17 protein-coding genes are annotated in these 17,010 nt (G+C 44.7%); 6 read left to right on the top strand and 11 right to left on the bottom strand.

Annotated features, from left to right (window positions below; genetic code table 11):
• Positions 1–493 precede the first annotated feature (493 nt).
• A complete protein-coding gene (locus BMW55_RS01620; protein ID WP_089964614.1) occupies positions 494–1,891 on the top strand; it encodes a peptide MFS transporter in 1,398 nt (465 codons plus the stop codon).
• Between the two features lie 175 nt (positions 1,892–2,066).
• Here BMW55_RS01620 and BMW55_RS01615 read toward each other — a convergent pair whose 3' ends face one another.
• Positions 2,067–2,345, bottom strand: a complete 279-nt coding sequence (locus BMW55_RS01615) for a hypothetical protein (RefSeq protein WP_089964612.1) — start codon at positions 2,343–2,345, stop codon at positions 2,067–2,069.
• A gap of 310 nt (positions 2,346–2,655) precedes the next feature.
• Between BMW55_RS01615 and BMW55_RS01610 the strand changes: the two genes are divergently transcribed.
• On the top strand, positions 2,656–3,390 hold the full coding sequence (locus tag BMW55_RS01610) for a sulfotransferase family 2 domain-containing protein (protein WP_089964610.1): 735 nt from the start codon (positions 2,656–2,658) through the stop codon (positions 3,388–3,390).
• A gap of 168 nt (positions 3,391–3,558) precedes the next feature.
• Complete coding sequence (locus BMW55_RS01605) at positions 3,559–4,416, top strand: undecaprenyl-diphosphate phosphatase (RefSeq protein ID WP_089964607.1); 858 nt, start codon at positions 3,559–3,561, stop codon at positions 4,414–4,416.
• 60 nt (positions 4,417–4,476) lie between these two features.
• Here the strand turns inward: BMW55_RS01605 and BMW55_RS01600 are convergent, their stop codons facing one another.
• From BMW55_RS01600 to BMW55_RS01585, 4 genes are all read right to left on the bottom strand, one after another.
• Entirely contained in the window at positions 4,477–4,782 is a 306-nt protein-coding gene (locus BMW55_RS01600; protein ID WP_089964606.1) for a hypothetical protein, read from the bottom strand.
• A 103-nt stretch (positions 4,783–4,885) separates the two neighbouring features.
• Complete coding sequence (locus BMW55_RS01595) at positions 4,886–6,697, bottom strand: peptidoglycan D,D-transpeptidase FtsI family protein (protein ID WP_089964605.1); 1,812 nt, start codon at positions 6,695–6,697, stop codon at positions 4,886–4,888.
• Between the two features lie 250 nt (positions 6,698–6,947).
• On the bottom strand, positions 6,948–8,546 hold the full coding sequence (locus tag BMW55_RS01590; RefSeq protein WP_089964604.1) for a PhoX family protein: 1,599 nt from the start codon (positions 8,544–8,546) through the stop codon (positions 6,948–6,950).
• 351 nt (positions 8,547–8,897) lie between these two features.
• A complete protein-coding gene (locus tag BMW55_RS01585; protein ID WP_089964603.1) occupies positions 8,898–10,235 on the bottom strand; it encodes a tetratricopeptide repeat protein in 1,338 nt (445 codons plus the stop codon).
• A 271-nt stretch (positions 10,236–10,506) separates the two neighbouring features.
• On the opposite strand from BMW55_RS01585, the gene BMW55_RS01580 reads away from it, so the two are divergent.
• From BMW55_RS01580 to BMW55_RS01570, 3 genes are all read left to right on the top strand, one after another.
• On the top strand, positions 10,507–10,776 hold the full coding sequence (locus BMW55_RS01580; protein WP_089964602.1) for a hypothetical protein: 270 nt from the start codon (positions 10,507–10,509) through the stop codon (positions 10,774–10,776).
• A gap of 122 nt (positions 10,777–10,898) precedes the next feature.
• On the top strand, positions 10,899–11,981 hold the full coding sequence (locus tag BMW55_RS01575) for a radical SAM protein (RefSeq protein ID WP_089964601.1): 1,083 nt from the start codon (positions 10,899–10,901) through the stop codon (positions 11,979–11,981).
• Positions 11,971–12,513 (top strand): class IV adenylate cyclase, encoded by a 543-nt coding sequence (locus BMW55_RS01570; RefSeq protein WP_089964600.1) that lies wholly within the window; start codon positions 11,971–11,973, stop codon positions 12,511–12,513. The genes BMW55_RS01575 and BMW55_RS01570 overlap by 11 nt, the downstream gene beginning before the upstream one ends.
• Positions 12,514–12,819: 306 nt before the next feature.
• Here BMW55_RS01570 and BMW55_RS19885 read toward each other — a convergent pair whose 3' ends face one another.
• From BMW55_RS19885 to ruvX, 6 genes are all read right to left on the bottom strand, one after another.
• Positions 12,820–13,005, bottom strand: coding sequence for a LemA family protein (locus tag BMW55_RS19885; protein WP_089964748.1), 186 nt, complete (start codon positions 13,003–13,005; stop codon positions 12,820–12,822).
• Between the two features lie 520 nt (positions 13,006–13,525).
• A complete protein-coding gene (gene mltG / locus BMW55_RS01555) occupies positions 13,526–14,584 on the bottom strand; it encodes an endolytic transglycosylase MltG (protein WP_089964598.1) in 1,059 nt (352 codons plus the stop codon).
• Between the two features lie 174 nt (positions 14,585–14,758).
• Positions 14,759–15,820: an endolytic transglycosylase MltG gene (gene mltG, locus BMW55_RS01550; protein WP_089964597.1), complete on the bottom strand. Its 1,062-nt coding sequence runs from the start codon at positions 15,818–15,820 to the stop codon at positions 14,759–14,761.
• Positions 15,821–15,928: 108 nt separating this feature from the next.
• Complete coding sequence (locus BMW55_RS01545; protein WP_089964596.1) at positions 15,929–16,225, bottom strand: DUF1292 domain-containing protein; 297 nt, start codon at positions 16,223–16,225, stop codon at positions 15,929–15,931.
• A gap of 18 nt (positions 16,226–16,243) precedes the next feature.
• Positions 16,244–16,549: a DUF1292 domain-containing protein gene (locus BMW55_RS01540; RefSeq protein WP_089964595.1), complete on the bottom strand. Its 306-nt coding sequence runs from the start codon at positions 16,547–16,549 to the stop codon at positions 16,244–16,246.
• A 2-nt stretch (positions 16,550–16,551) separates the two neighbouring features.
• Positions 16,552–17,004 (bottom strand): Holliday junction resolvase RuvX, encoded by a 453-nt coding sequence (gene ruvX, locus BMW55_RS01535; RefSeq protein ID WP_089964594.1) that lies wholly within the window; start codon positions 17,002–17,004, stop codon positions 16,552–16,554.
• Positions 17,005–17,010: the final 6 nt, after the last annotated feature.

Raw genomic sequence — 17,010 nt, 5'->3', positions numbered from 1 at the left:
TCATCCTGCATCCGCCATCGAAACATCCTATGCATTCTGACCAGCGAGTTATGCGGTTTGTGAAGTTACGGACAACCCCCGAAAAAAATCTTTTGATTCCTAAAAAGGAAACCATCATACAACCATAGTATTTTGTTATTCAAATTTAATTTCCAATATATTCAGACGGCATTAAGATCAGGTTCAGCTAAGGTTTCCAGCCTCTTGAAGCCGTATTTCCAGATCCTTCTCTTGACTTTATTTCACAAGATAAAATAAAATACTGGTTAGCGCGCTCACGCTTATGTTGCTTTATAGTAAAAATTTATTATTTTTATGAAAGCCAAACACAACAAAAGTGCAGTTAACACCATCTTGAATCCGGATCCCGTAGCCAAAGCCGATTAAAACGATCAGTTTAGTTCATTTAAATGGGAATGATCTTTCTTTGCCCGGGATCGAGACGCAAGCGAAGAAAATCCTCTCACAGCATTCGTTTCCAGGAGGTAGAAAAATGGAAGCAGCACTTAAACTGCAACAATCAACGGAAGAATCCGTCCAACAGCCTAAAAAGAAACATCCGCCCGGTTTATACCTGCTCTTTTTTACAGAGATGTGGGAACGATTCAGTTACTACGGGATGCGGGCGATTCTAACCTTATACTTAACCACCGCTCTGATCAGTGGCGGGCTGGGTTTTGATAAGGGTTTGGCCGCAGCCATTTACGGCTTTTATACGGGAGCCTGTTATTTCACACCTTTGGTGGGAGGATATCTGACAGACCGATTCATCGGCAAAAGACTGGCCATCACCATCGGCGGGCTCACCATGGCGGTCGGAAACTTTATCTTGTTTGCCGAGCAAAGCAAATGGGGCTTATATCTGGGACTGGCTCTGCTGATTCTCGGAAATGGCTTCTTTAAGCCCAACATTTCCACTCTTGTCGGTGATTTATATGACAAAAACGATAAAAGACGGGATTCCGCTTTTACGATTTTCTATATGGGCATTAACCTCGGGGCCTTATTCGCCCCTCTGGTGTGCGGTTTCCTGGCGGAAGATTTCTTTAAAACCACCGCTAACGGAGTGATTCATTACGGTTTCAAATATGGCTTTTTGGCCGCTTCCATCGGGATGATGATCGGCCAAATCGCATTCAACGCTTTGTCAAACCGCTACCTTGGCAATATTGGGAAGAAACCGGTCGGCAAGCTGCCTGCAAAGAGGGAAGAAAAACAATCCAATGGACCCCTGACCAAACAAGAAAAAAGAAGAACGGCATCAATCCTCATCCTGGCTGTATTCGTCGTTTTCTTCTGGGCAGGGTTTGAACAAGCAGGAACCTCGCTCACCTTCTATACGCAAAATTTTATTGATCGACAGGTTTTTGGCTGGGAAATTCCGATCTCCTGGTTCCAATCCGTCAACCCGCTGTTTATCGTGCTGTTGGCACCGCTCATTTCCATGCTGTGGGTCAAGTTGGCCAATTCCAAAACAGGCGATTTGGCCATTCCGACCAAAATGGGACTGGGCATGATCCTGCTCGGCCTGGGTTACATGGTTTTAGTCCTGGCCGTACTGCAGACAGGCAGCGATGAACATCATGTCGCATATAAAGCCCATTTACTCTTTATCGTCGTCACGTATTTGTTCCATACTCTGGGCGAGCTGTTCTTGTCACCGGTAGGATTGTCCATGGTAAGCCGGATTGCTCCTGTTAAATTGGCATCCCTCTTAATGGGTGTTTGGTTGGCAAGTACCGGAATTGCCAACATTTTAGGCGGTCAAATCGCTGCGTTCACCGAGTCATTAGGGTATTTGGAAGTGTTTGGCCTGATTGGCTTCATGGCGATCCTGTTTGGTTTCATCCTGCTGTTTCTCTCCAGAAAATTGGTCCATATGATGGAGTAATATTCAATCCGATGAAAAAACCTGGCGATTCTCAGATGATCGCCAGGTTTTGTCTGCTTCAGAGCATCGTGATCACTTAAGTTTGCCTTGCTCTCTGTGTGAATGGCAGGGAGGAATCGGTTGGGTAACAGGAGAAGCCAGATCCTGAGACCTTCCATTCTTGGAAATTCCATTTTCAATACTCGCCAAGGTCCACGATCTCTTCGAGTTGAGAATACTGTTGATCCATCAACTTTTTTAGATTCAAATTCCAATGCTGTGCGATATAACGGGCAGCTTCCTTCAATTCTTCCATAATCAGCCGCTGGCCCTGATGGTAGATCACCCATCCTTCATTCATGCCCACAAAAACCCTGTCAACCTCTAAAAACACATCCGGGTCTTTCGTAGAAAAATGGATCGGCTCCCCGACGCGCATTTCCTTCAACTTCTCCATGATTTGCAATTCCTTCATTCTATTACTCCCTTTTATGATTAATCCAATCCATTGGGATCCGGAACAGGGTCAAACATAATCTTCTTATCGATCGACTCAAATTTCTTCTTATATTTTATTGACTCCTTCCGTAAAACTCAACTTCTTCACTCCCGGCCGCATGGATCCCCCCTGGCCTGCACATCTCCGGGGAAACCCATCCGTTTTTTATTGCCCGGTCAACCCAATTTTTCATATAGCCTCTGAAAATAGCCGTCTATCTTAACACCAACAACTTATCCAACAATATACTAAATAAGAAAATCCTTTACAAAGGAGCATTCAAGAAATGGCAGATCCCCTTCTCATCTTTACTCATATCCCGAAGACGGGCGGGCTCACCATGCGCCGGATCATCGATCAACATTTTGCTCCCCGGGAAATTTTCAGGTATCCTCCCCACCGGGCGGCCAGATCTTTAAGAAGGTTGACTCCTGAAGAAAGCGAGCCATTTCGTTGCGTTTACGGGCACTGCCCGTTTGGGGTTCACCGCTATTTTCATAAGCCTTTTCAATATATTGCTATGTTGCGCGATCCAGTGAGCCGGATTATCTCTATGTATTACTTCATCCGTTCCAGCCCGTCCAACAAAATGCATGACATGGTCAGCCGCATGAGTCTTGAAGAATTCGTCCACAGCAAGAACAGCAGAATTAAGATTCCCCTTTCTAATCACCAGACCCGGTTTCTCTCCGGGAAAAAAAATCCGGATCTGGCAAAAGCACTGGAAAATGTACGTAAACACTATGCGTTCGTGGGGATTACGGAGATGTATCCCGAATCCGTCTTTATGTTAAACCGGACCCTCGGCTGGAAACACATCCCCTATACCAAAGAGAACGTAACCAAAAACAAACCAAAAAAAGCGCCCGTTTCCGAAGAAGTCATCCGCTACCTGAAAGAGAAGAATGAGCTGGATTACCGGCTGTATGAATTTTGTAAAAAGCGTTTGCTCCGTTCGATCAAACAGCTGTCTCCCGCCGAAAAAAGGCAAATGGACCGGTTTGTGCGCATCCACCAATAATCCCGAAGGTTCTTCAAGAAATTTTCTTGAAGAGCTTTTTTTTGTCAAGAAAATAATACTTCCCCTTTGCGCGGGAAGTGATACAATTAAAAAATGTGGTCCGTAACCACCACACGCTAATCTCTGGACGTCATCAACGATCTGGAATGAATGGAGTGAATGAAGTACATGAACACCTGGTGGGATATCGTCGTCGGCTTTGTGTTGGGGGTTGTGGAGGGTTTAACCGAGTTTGCCCCGGTTTCCTCGACAGGGCATCAAATTTTGACCAGATCTTTATTGGGGATTCAAGAAGATGATGTTGCCGTGAACACCTTAATCGTCGTCATCCAGCTCGGCTCCATTCTCGCCGCTGTGATCGTCTACTGGAAGCGCCTGTTGAGCTTGTTCGGATTATACAAGCTGGATCACGAGGAAAAAGAACCGGCATACCAGCCGGGGCAATCCAGACGGAGACGCCATCGCCGGTTTAACCTTTTGCATGTCTTCATCGGAATTATTCCATCCGGAATTTTGGGCGTTTTACTGCACGACTTCATTAAAGAAAAACTATTTGGCAACGTCACCGTGCTTTTCGCCCTCATTGCAGGCGGAATCTTAATGATCGTCGCCGATAAAGCCAAAGTGCAGGTGACCGCCCATACATTGGATGACCTTACATATAAGCAAGCTTTTTATATCGGGTTGATTCAATGTCTGTCTCTATGGCCCGGCTTTTCCCGATCCGGATCCACCATTTCCGGCGGTCTTCTGGTGGGATGCAACCATAAAACGGCATCGGATTTTACTTTTATTATGGCAATCCCCATCATGCTGGGAGCTGCGACAGTCGACTTGGCTGAAAACTGGAATGTGCTCTCCGCCGCTGACCTGCCGTTATTCATCACCGGGTTTATCACCGCTTTTATCTTTGCCCTGTTGGCGATCAAATTTTTCCTGAAACTGATCGATACTGTCAAGTTGACGCCCTTTGCCATTTACCGGTTTATCCTGGCAGCCGTATTCGGTATTTTTATCCTGATGTAACAAACAGAGAGCCGCTCCGAAAATTGGCGGCTCTTTTTCTATATCCGAACATATCTGAATTTAACGGGAAAAGGGATATTGATTGGGAGCAGGATAATTTGAACCATGATATGGATTTGGAGCAGAATATTGTTGTTGCGGGGCAGGATATGGATTGGGGCGGTGAGCCGGCAAATTGCTCCTTTGTTTTTCATCTTCTTCCAATTCTTCCATACCAAACTCCTCAAGCACTCGACGCAACAAGCCAAGTTCGTAGCTGACCATTTCATCTTGGCTCTCAGATTTTAAGAGCAAATTTTGGTATTGCAATAGAGCCTCTTCAATTAGATCCAGTTCTGCCTTGGTCAAATTCACGGTGATTTTCATTCTTTTTTTCTACTCCTTTAACTATTCCTCTACCTATCTATATCATAATCATACAACCCTTGCAAAACAACAAGATTTAAACTGAAGAAGCTGTCAGTCTGTGCTATTGTTTCGTTTTTTTCTCATTTTTTTCTTCTGTTTCCAAATGAGCCAGCTCATCCATCACCCGCTGAAAAATCCGTTTTGCCCGGGGATCATCGGGATCAGGAACTGAACGCAGTAGAACGGCTACGGAATAACGCGGATGATCTGCGGGCCCAAAACCGATCATCCATTTATGATACAAATTGTTGTCCAAACCGACCTGGGCTGTTCCCGTTTTTCCCGCCAGCGGCCATTTCGCTTTGGAAACTGAAGTGGCTGTTCCTTCTGTGACGACCTCCCGCATCATCTCACGCACGGCCTGAAGTGTGCTTTCTTTAATGGGTTTACCAGTCCGCAACTGCTTTTGGGGGAAACGGAAAACGGTTCGTCCGGTTACATCCCTGATTTCCGAGACAATGCGCGGAAAAACCGGCTGCCCGTGATGAAAAAGAGTGGTGACCAGGTTTGCCGCCTGAACGGGCGTTATTTTCACATCCCTCTGTCCGATCCCTGTCTGCACAACGGCTCCCCGATCTTTTTTCGGGGTTCCCGCAGCAAAGATCAATCCCGTTTGTTCATGGGGAATTTGCGAAAAGTTCTTCTCATTGAACACCCGTCCGGACCAGATGATCTTCCGGGCCAAACCCAATCTTCTCGCATAGTCCTCCAGTGTTTGTCCACCCAACTTTTCCGCTACCTGCCCGAGAGTGACATTACATGAATCCGCATAAGCCTCCCGGAATGTTTGCTTGCCGTGCCCCTTGCTTACAGGGTCTGTCAACCCGTAACGCCCCAGCGTCCCTTTACAGACAAATAATGAATCCGGCTGAACAATCCCCTGGTCCAATGCTGCAATCGCCACAACTGTCTTAAAGATGGAACCGGGTGTCGCTTCCATCACTGCCCGGTTATCCCACGGGTTTAATCCATCCACCGGGGTCAAGCCCGTCGGTCGGCTCCCCATCGCCAGGATATCCCCACTGGCAATCTCCTGAACCACAACCGCCCCTTCCTTCACCTGTTCTTGAGCCAGAATCCGTTCCACTCTGCGCTGAATCTCTTTATCTAAAGTCGTTTTGATCACGTGTCGCGGGGATTCCCCAACACGCTCATTTTGTTTTATTGTTACCTGCACCCCGCTTAAGGGTTTCCCGCTCCGGTCGCGGGTATAGATTAAAACATTTTCTTCTTCCCCGTGCAAAAACGGTTCAAATGCGGCTTCCAACCCCGATATCCCGATATGCGTATGAGCGGTTGGACGCCCATTTTCCTGTTCATCCGCGTGATTGTCTTTGGCGCGGATCGGACTTTTCATCACCCGGCCAATGACCTGCTGCCCGATTTGCCCCAGTGCGACCCGGTTATCCGATTCCACGACAAAGAGACCCGGAATGTTCAACTTTTCAATGCGCTCTTTTTCCGCCGGGGACAAAATAAGCGCATCTCCGTCCGCAGAGGGTAAAATCGCCGGAGTATTTAATTCCGTCAGTTGACGGGTGAGTGCTTCTGTCGAATATCCGATGATTCCAGCCAGTTGCTCAAATTTGGCCCGCCGGAGTTTGACCTGTTGTCCGGATTGAGGGAAGGAAAGGAGATGCCAGTTTTTCTCGCCAACCAGGGAGCGCTCCTTGCGGTCCAAAATTTCACCGCGGCCGCTGTCGATCATGACTTCCCGATTCTGATAAAACTCCGCAAGTGCAATCAAGTCGATCTGTTCATCCGAAAAGGACCGGGTCGAAACCACTTGTATCATGAACAACCGGACAAGAATGGCGGCAAATAACCCGATAAACCCTAAAGTGATCATCCAGCTGCGCCAATTTTTTCTCATTCGTACACCCCGCTCTCCGTATTTCCAGCTTCGACATGAAAAAAGCGAGGTATACTTCCGATCAGACAGGTGACAACCATTGTTCAATAAAAAACGGACATGACCGTTTTCACAACCTTTGAATGAACACCTGTGCCGGAAAGTGTGTTTTGTTTACGCGCCGATCGGAACACAAATCCGCTCCATCGGGCGGTCCGTTTCACAAAAAAGACAACCCCTGTTCAGAGGTTGTCTCTGTATGGATCCGTCATCAAAATCCTTGAATGGCCACAACAGCCGGACGCGGGATGTCACCGTATGGCCAGCGGCTGGTCGGATTGGCCGGATCGGTCGTCTCTTCGCCCGGATGTTGCACGGCGATAAACAGCGTCTTTCCGTCAGGAGTGAAGTCCGGACCTGTGATCTCGCACTCCCGCGGGCCGGAGGCGAACTGGTATGCTTCCCCCACATTCCGTCCATGGGTGGAAATAAAGAAGACACCGTTATTTTTAAAGGACTCGTAGACATTGTTTTGATTCAGTTTGCTGGAAGAAATATCCGTGCAGACCCACAGGTTTCCGTTTTTATCAAATTCCAGGTTATCCGGACAGGAGAAGCCGCTCTGCGGACCGCCGACGGCAAACACCTCAAATTCAAATGTCAGCGACGCCGCATCATTTCCGTCTTCTTTAAAGCGGAGAATCTGGCCGTGGAAGTTGCCGTGTTTCGTATTGTTGGTGGTTGCCAAATAGACGGTCTGATCGAAGGGATGAACTTCCACGTCTTCCGGACGGTCAAGAGGGGTAGCGCCGAGCAGCTTGGCCGCATCGCGCGCATGAACAAGGACTTCGCCCTGGGTGTTGAATTTCTCTTTCAATTTCGGTGAGAGCTCGAGATCCAGCGGCAGCCACTTTCCTTCTCCCAATTCAGCCGCATAGAGAATCCCTTTTTCAAGAAGTTTGGAGTTGGCTTTTCCGGCTGCCGGGTTGTATTTCCCTTCACTTACAAACTTGTAGAAGAATTGGTCATTGGCATCGTCACCCATGTAGACGACCAGGCGTCCGTCCCTGGAAAGGGTCATGGCAGTATTTTCATGAGCAAAACGGCCCAAAGCGGTATGCTTCTTCGGCTTCGACGCAGGGTCAAAAGGATCGATTTCCACCACCCAGCCATAGTGGGTCCCATTGCGCCCCCAGCGGGCAGCATCACTCTCAAAATTTTCTTCACAGGACAGAGCCGTGTTCCATAACGTTTTCCCGCCGCTGCAATTGGCAAATGTACCCTTCACTTCCACCGCCCCGGCTACAGCGTCATCCCCTTTGGCCGGTCCGGTTAAGTCAATCATCGTATTGGCAGTGATTCGCCGGGCAAACTTGCTGTTTTTCTCCAGCGTCCATTTGCCGTTGACCCGTTTGACCTCGATCACGCTACCGCCCACATTATATTGCTCAATTTCATATTTTCTGGCTTCAGGAGTAGACGCATCGTACATAAAGAGGGCACCGCTTCCCACATATTCATGGTTTACCCACAATAAGCCGTGCTCGGATGACTTTTCAATCGGAAAGTACAGAGTCAAATCACAATTGTAACCAAATTTTTCTCCATTTCCAATGTCATCTCCCCAGGCAACCACCACATCCTGCTTAAAACCGGAAGGCAGGACCAACTCATCGCGGTCCGAGTGTTGAATGGGCCGAAAAGGCGGTTTCCCGCTGAATTTATGATAAAAATCCGTTTTCGCTTTTTCTCCCGCTTTTTCCGCGGCTTCCGCCACCTTGACAGCGCCTGTGGCCGACCCGACCAGCGCCGCCGTTCCGATACCGATGAATTTGATAAAATCCCTGCGTGAAACATGGTTATCAGACATGTTGTCCCCTCCTGTTTTGCCCAACATCACCTTTTAAAGTACAGGAAAAATGTTAATTTCATATAAAGTTGTGATTAAGATGGAAGAAAAGATGTTCAGGAAAAGAAGAAGGGGATTCAATGATTTCCATTTCCACGGATGGATGTGAGTTGATGAAGAGAAGCGGGTGGAGTTAGAAAGCAAAAGATGAAATCCTTGCAGCACAGATGAAAAAAGAGGGAAACAATTCCCTCTGTAACACAAAGCCTGCTATTTCATCTCATTGAAAAGCTGCTCATTCTTATTCATCATCATCGTCGTCACCCATTATGTACGATGCAAAAAAAAATGAACTAGTCCATTTCATAAACTTCAGCCTCGCTTTTTATCTTGAGTCCATTTTTGAAGACGGTACATGGTTTCAGTACAATCACGCAGTTTTTCCTTCTCGTCTAGGTTATCAAAACAGTCGGCTAATTTCAATAAAGCTGTGTACTGCCTTTGCTTGTACCCGTGTCTTTCGGCAAGACTTGCAGCTTCTTGATAATAAGGAATTGCTTCGGAGAACTGTTTTTGTGAATAACATATGTTACCTCTGACAATAAGCGCTTTTGCAAGTCGGAATGCATCAGGCCTTTCCTTACCAATCTTTAAAGCTTCTTCAACGTGCATAGTGGCTTTTGGCCATTCTTTCTTTGCAGTAAACAGAATCCCAAAGTAAGTGTGAACATCCATATGTCTGCGAGGAGACTTAAAATCCCGATCCGAGTCAAGAGCCAACTGGAATCGCTCAAACGCCTTTGTAAATTCTTTTTGCAATAAGAAAATACTACCCGAGAGAATTATGAAATCGAGATAGTGGCTTTTGCTACTACTGCGATAGCGCCTAGCTAATTTCTGCCCCTTATTGCAACATTGGAGTGCTTCCCCATAATGTCCTTGGTCACGCAAAATCGTGGACCTGAATTTATATAGATTCAAGACAGGATAGTCTTCATAACCATGATCCAATTTTTCTACTTCAGGCCAAACTTTATCAAGCAATCGGGAAGCTTGATCAGTATTAGAAGATTTCAATAAATACATAGTTTTATTGCCCAATATTTTGTACTTAATTCCCTTCTTGTTCTTTGTTTCATCATAAGCCTCTAAGCCTTGGTCGGCATATTTGATAGCCTTCTGCAAATCATGTTGTAAATGACTGCAAGCAGCTAACTCTGCATAACAAGCAGCGATAATATTATCTCTGGGTTTGAGCGCGTAATCTTTACATACTTTGATTGCCTGCTTAAATTTATTCTGTGCCTTTTCGATGTCTTTTTCTTCAGAACAAATGAGCCCTTGTAGAAAAAAATAGTTCGGTGTCAAGGGATAAAATTCCTCAAACTGAAACCTTTCTAACTGTTCTTTTGCAGCTTTCAAATCTCCATCCTCTATAATCGTTTCAATCGTTTCTAGTTGATAGTAAACTTCTTTCATTTCTTCCTCAAGTGCCTTAGCTCTTTTTATAACTTCATCCTCAGTAAGACCGATTTTTTTTAAATAGATTTCAAGGGTATCCGGTTTTACATTTCCTTTTTTCTCGATATTGCTGACAGATCCTTTTGAGATATCAAAATCCTCTATGTCTCTTGTGCTTTTATTTAACTCTTTTTTTCTTCTCCTTCTTAATACATATCTAATGATGTCATCCTTTAAGTTTATTTTCAATTTAATCCCACCTTTAACAGAATCCGCAACTTTATACTACAAGATTATTCTAAAAAATAAAACTAGTCTGTGCAGTCTATGTTTGAACATAGACATTATAGAAATGAGAAGGTAAAAAGGAGCGAAAAGACATTGAATAAAAAGATTAATGTTTGTCTGTTTAAAATTAAACTTAAACAGATAAATTATTGATTTTCATTTTTGAATTAACATATAATTCCCTCAAAGCTAATCCAGATCAGAATTAATTTTTTAAAAGGAGCGAAAGTCTATGGAGAAAAGAAAAGTTGTTTTAAAACTCGACCATGAGGCCAAACGAATCATTTGTCGATTACTAGACCATCATGTAAATACATTACGAAAACAGGCTGAGGAACAAAAAACATTCACCCGCCTTCTGATCGAAGATGAAATAGATCGTACAATCTATATGCTGGAACAAATCTATGCTCAGTGGAAACATGCACTGCCTTCATTACCCTATGCTTCCAGCAAGCATAGACAGCAAGTAGCCTTAAACAATGAAAGGGAGCTTTATTAAATAATGATTGAACAAGACAATATCTTTACTCATTAATCAAATTTGAAGTTGAGAATAGTTCCGCTTAACCTATTTTGAAAATTACGAATAAATATACAAATTTATGAAAGCGGTTGATTTAAATGAAAGTGTATGTTGAAAAGAATAATTCCCTGCGCGTTAAAATCATTGATTTATGTGGCATGACGTGTACGTTTTGTCATAATGAAGGTACTCCCGTAGTTGTTGACAATCTTGATCGCAAGGCGGGTGAGTGGACCGCAGAAGGAAAATCTGGGCGAGTGTCCATTTATACTGCTACTAATGGGGTAAGATTCTTACCAGGTATGGTCATTCCTGATGAAGAATTTACTCATTCACTAAATCTTTTACGTGATTCGTTAGGATTAAACGAATTACACCTGACAGGTGGGGAGCCGACTCTGCACCCCCAACTCACAGAGATTATTCAAACGGCAAGAGCATACGGATTCAAGGTTTGTATGACTTCGAATGGAGAAAATGGAGAACGTGTTCTCTCAAATTGCGTTAAAGCAGGACTTGATCGTGTGAATTTCAGCATTTTCGGCACAACGGCAGAAGAGTTAGCTCAGGTTCAGCATGAAAAGTTCAGGAATCAACAATTAGCTGAACGTAAAATCAATGCTTTGCGGCAGTCTATACGTGTAGCAATAAGCAACGGAATCAAAGTGAACGCAAATATTGTAGTTCCTGACTATAGCCACGCTCCGAGGGTGAGACGACTTCTAGAAGAATACTCTTCTAAATTATCCGTTAGGCTTCTTAACTCCCTTGAAAAAGGTCAATCCTCTATCGACGCTATTTACCGCATACTTGATGACCTAAAAGCAATTCCTATTGCCCGTTACGTCACAGCAGGAGTATCAGGGTGTCGCACCGCATATCAATTACCTTCAGGACGTATCATCTATTTCAAACAAATCCGCCCAGTACGTCTTCCCAAAACTTGCGCCAATTGTCGTTTCAATAATGACACTGATTGTCAGGAAGGGTATTATGGAGTCAGACTATACCGGAATCGGAATGGAGGTTACCTGATCGGAATCTGTATACGACGCATGGATCTCTGCATGCCTGTAGAAAATTTCGTCATCAGTCATTACCGAGATGAAATAGTTGATTTTTGTCAAATGGAATATGATCAGCTTACTAAAAACCCAGGAGGGAATGAATATGACGATTGAATATGAGGCAAAAGTTCTTGACATCAACCCCAACATCATTTCACAGAAAATCATGGGTCTTGGCGGTAAACAGATCGGTCAATTTTTCATGCGCCGTTATGTGTATGATGTTGTCCCGGGCGACAAAAGCAAATGGATTCGGTTACGTGATACGGGGCAAGAAGTGACCCTGACCGTTAAGGAAATCGTTCATGACGGGATTGATGGAACTCAAGAAGTGGAGATTGTGGTTGACGACTTTGAAGTAACTCATCAATTGCTTGAAAAACTGGGATTCACAGCGAAGAGCTATCAAGAAAATCGCCGTACCAGCTTTCTTCTCGATGGGGCTCGTCTGGAGATCGACCAATGGCCAATGATTCAGCCCTATCTGGAAATCGAGGCAGATTCCCGTGAACAGGTGGTCGAAGTGGCTGCCAGGCTAGGGTTTGGTGAAGTCCAATTGACCGGGGAAAATACGATAAAGATCTACGCACGAGCTGGTATAGACCTGAATTCGATCAAAGAATTGCGCTTCAGTGAATCTGTATGACTTGCAGTCGGGGATGTTTGCAATAAATAAAAAAAGACTTGAGATTGCAACCGTAGCAACTCAAGTCTTTTCGTTTATACAGGAAACTTAGAGATGATTCGTTCATATTCGCTCACACGATCACTGGAATGCAGAAAGGTCTTGATCATCTTGTGTTAGAAGTTCTTGGACTTACAGATATTTCATAATAGCGGTTGAATTTCGTGATACAAATATTCTTTGGCTCGTTAAGTATTATAAAAAATCAGTTGATTAAATCCTCATCAATCTGATCTTCATAAAAAGGTAACGTCTTCAATTTCCACCTCAAAAGATATTTGCCGGGAAACTGTAGATGACCGAATTGTAATAAGTGACATATTGATTATATAGCAAATTAGAGTCTAAAATGGTGTTTTGTGACTCTTCAATCTGATTAAGTAACGTTGAAATGTGCTTGTCTGATTTTAAATTCGGGTGATTCTCAACGTTACTTTCAAGTTCGTGAGTGATAAATTTTCCAGCTCATCTGCTACTTTTTCTGTTCCAACACGAGAAGCTGTTACGGATTTCTGAATGTCGCTTTCATGTTACAAAAAATTGAATAATAATTTCTTCCGCTTTGATATCAACTTCTTTTCACGTTTCTTATAAACTGTGATGTTACTACGCAAAGAGGTCGTTGCGAACACCAGTTGCTTCAGATAGTTAAATTCACTTGTGATGGAATAAATAACCATTATTGGCAAGAAAAGGACAAGTGTTAAAATAACATATTTATCAGGTATCCCTTCACTACTGATAAGCATCGCAACAATGAATAAATAGAAAAACCAGCCAATCACGAATCCAATAATAAAAGACAGGAGTTTTTGGTATAAGTTCATCTCTTAGATTACTTTCATATTTGAAACCCACTCCATTGGTAAATATTAACATTAACTTTTATATAGTATAGTTACTTGCAATAGATGATCAAGTCAAAAAACAAAGCATAAAAAAGGCAACCCTGACTCGTTGCCCTTCGAATAAACTACTCTCGTTTTGCCGCATTTTTTTTGCTCCGAGCGATATTCCGGTTATGCTCGGCCAGCGTCCTGGCGAAATAATGGCCGCCCGATCCGTCTTCGCGGGTCACATAATACTCATATTTATGCTTTTTGGGGTTTAGGGCGGCCGCCAGCGTGGCTTCACCCGGACTGGCGATCGGCCCCGGAGGGAGGCCCGTTATCTGGTAGGTGTTGTACGGGTGTTTGATTTGTGTCATCTTTTCGGTCACGGAAGTAATTTTTTGCCCTTTCATGCTGTAGATAAATACAATGGAGGCATCAATCATCAGCTTGTTGTTTGTTTTGCTGTGCAGGCGGTTGTAAATCACTCCTGAGATGACCGGCAACTCTTGTGGCAGCTTCCCTTCCCGTTCCACCAGGGAAGCGACCGTCACCCACTCATCTAGCGAAACTCCCTTGGTCAGCGGATTGGACTTCAGTTTTTCCCGTGCCTGAAGCTTGTCCATCTGCTTGGCGAATTGATCCAACATGGCATTGACGATCTCTTCCGGCTGGGTCTCCTTGCGAAACTCGTACGTACCGGGGTATAAATAGCCTTCTAACCGGTAGGGTCTTCTGGGGTCGCGCGGAATGGAGTTTTCAAAGTCATATTTCTGCTTCTTGTGATTTAAAGCGCGCAAAAAGCCCTGCCCATCCAGGCCCGCCTGCTCTAAGCGGTCGGCGATCTGCCTGGCGTTCCACCCCGGGGGAATGATCACTTTGATCAAGCCTTGATCCCCTTCGGAAAATTTATCCAGCATATCAGAAAGCCTGTCCTCAGGCTCAATTTCATAGACTCCCGCTTTCAGGTTGGTCCTGTTTTTATAAACGGCATATAAACGGAAAAAATAGGTTTCGCGAATAAGCTTCTTATTCTCGAGAATTTGCCCGATTTCCTTCAGAGAAGTGTCAGGCGGGATTTCAACCTCGACAGACTGGCTCCTTTTCGGAGAACCGAGCGTGTAATCGGCAAACAGATAGGCCAAAACGGCCCATCCCGCGAGCAGAAGAAGAGTAATCAACATGCGCAAAAACCATTTCATCAGCTAAGGACTCCTTTGATCCCAAGGGTTTCATCCTTCGAGCTTCATGAACCTTTCTTCCATGTTAACACAGATAACGAAAAAAAGAACGGAGAGATTGCTCCGTTCCCAGTTACCAACTTTTATCTGCATGCATTTCCCGTTTCTGCCGCCCGCTGAAAAACTCCCATCCGGTCAATGAACAGCCTCATTTCTGTTGCTCAACTGAATAAATTGCTGATGTTGCCGGTAAGTGGATGAAAAGTAGTGCCGCCCGGAGTTGTCCGAACGAGTGACATACCATTGATAGTTATGCTTCTCAGGATTGAGTGCCGCTTCTAGGGCATCCCTGTCCGGACTTCCGATCGGGCCGGGAGGCAAACCTACGATTTTATAAGTATTATATGGATTTCTAATATTTTTCATGCTAGCGGTTACTTTTGCCGGCTTTCCGTTCATCAGGTTTATGTAAGCAAGGGTGGCGTCGATTCTCAGAATTTGATTATCATTCCCGCTGTTTAAGCGGTTATAAATGACCCCTGCGATTCGGGGAAGTTCGTCTTTGACCTGTCCTTCTCTTTCAACCAGCGAAGCCACCGTGACCCACTTGTCGATGGTCATCCCTTTGGTCAAATTTTTCGCATTGGCAGTCAATTGCTCTCGTGCCTCGAGTTCATTCATGCACTTCGCAAATTGCTCCAGCATGGCATTGACGATGTCTTCCGGCTTGGCATTTTTTCGAAATTGGTATGTACTCGGGTACAAATATCCCTCCAATCGGTACGGACGTCTGGGATCATTGGGAATTTCGAGTTCAAACTGATATTTCGGCTTTTTATGATTGAGGGCGTCTAAAAAACCTTCTTTGTCAAATCCCAACCGTTCCAGACGATTGGCGATTTGCATGGCGTTGAACCCGGGCGGAATCGTTACTTTTACCACATTTTCATCGCCAGCCGATATTTTATTCAGGATATCAGCCAGGGTCTCACCGGGTTCAATCTGATAAACTCCCGCTTTCAGGTTTGTCTTCTTTTTATAGATTGCATAAAAACGAAAAAAATATGACTCCCTGATCAATCTTTTCTCCTTCAAAATATTCCCGATTTGTTTGAGCGAGGTATCGGGAGGAATTTCCACCTCCACGGGCTTGTCCCTTTTGGGCGAACCTAAGGTAAAATCGGCGTACAGGTAACTGAGCACCCCCCATCCGGCAAGGAGAAGAATGGTGAACAGGATCCGCAAAAACCAATTCATTACCTTGAAACTCCTTCTTTTTCTTCTTGTAAAATATTCTTTGTCTTAATAATTCTATGTTAGCACAGGTTCCACAAAAAAATAACGGGGAGTTTTCCCCGTTATTCGTCAAGTGTCATTGGAATAGAGCAGATAGTCTACCGCATCCGCAATCCTTTCCCATTCTGCTTCATCTTCTATCTCCTCTGCCCGGTTTTGATGAATCCGAAAGAGAAAAGCATCATCCGGGTAATCTTTCTCTTTACACATGATCGCATAATGCTGTCCATCCACTTCGACTTCATTCAGGATCCGGTACTGCTCCAGTTTACCATCCAATTCGGAACGAAGAAAAAGTTGGTCCGGACTCGATTGATTGCGAAGAATATACACTTCTTTAGCTTCTGGTTCGTTTGCATGGTTCATGGTATCACCGTCTGCAAATTAATCTTCAAGATCAGCCATTAAGGTATTAAAGGTTTCCTCAACCATATCCCATTCTTCCTCGTTCTCTTCATCAATCATTTGCAGTTCCAGATTTCCCTGATCATCTTCCGTATACCGAAAAGCGATCACTTCCTGATATTCATCTTCGTTTTCTTCTGCATCGGCAGGTGTGACGAACATGTACTTCCGGCCTGTCTCGTCATTCTCAAAGGTAAACAAAATCTCAAATACTTCTTCCGATCCGTCTTCATTGGGAATTCTCAGGAATTCGGTTCCTTCGTGTGCATGCGATTGATTTGGCACGTTTAACGCCTCCTTTGTGCATCTAAATAACCTTGTAATATCCACGAAGCCGCCATCCGGTCGATCACTTTTCTTCTCTTTTTTCTGCTGATGTCCGCCTCGATCAACGTCCGTTCCGCAGCAACTGTGGACAACCGTTCATCCCACAAGTGAACCGGCAGGGAGTAACGCTGTTCCAATTCTTTGGCCAGCTCCATGCAAGCTTCACCTTTGGGGCCCAATGTTCCGTTCATATTGCGGGGAAGCCCCACAACGAAAGCCCGGACATTGTATTTTCGAACCAATTCATCCAGCCGGTTCATCCAATCGTTCTCTTTGCGGTCAATTACTTCAACTCCCTGGGCGGTCCAGCCCAGGGAGTCACTGACGGCTACACCTATTCTCCTCTCACCGATGTCAAGTCCCATCACGCGGGAAGAGTGTATGTCCAATGAGGGAAAATCGCTGACGTCCATGATGAA

Source organism: Lihuaxuella thermophila (assembly GCF_900110165.1).
GTDB lineage: Bacteria > Bacillota > Bacilli > Thermoactinomycetales > Thermoactinomycetaceae > Lihuaxuella > Lihuaxuella thermophila.
This window is presented reverse-complemented; position numbering and strand designations above follow the sequence as displayed.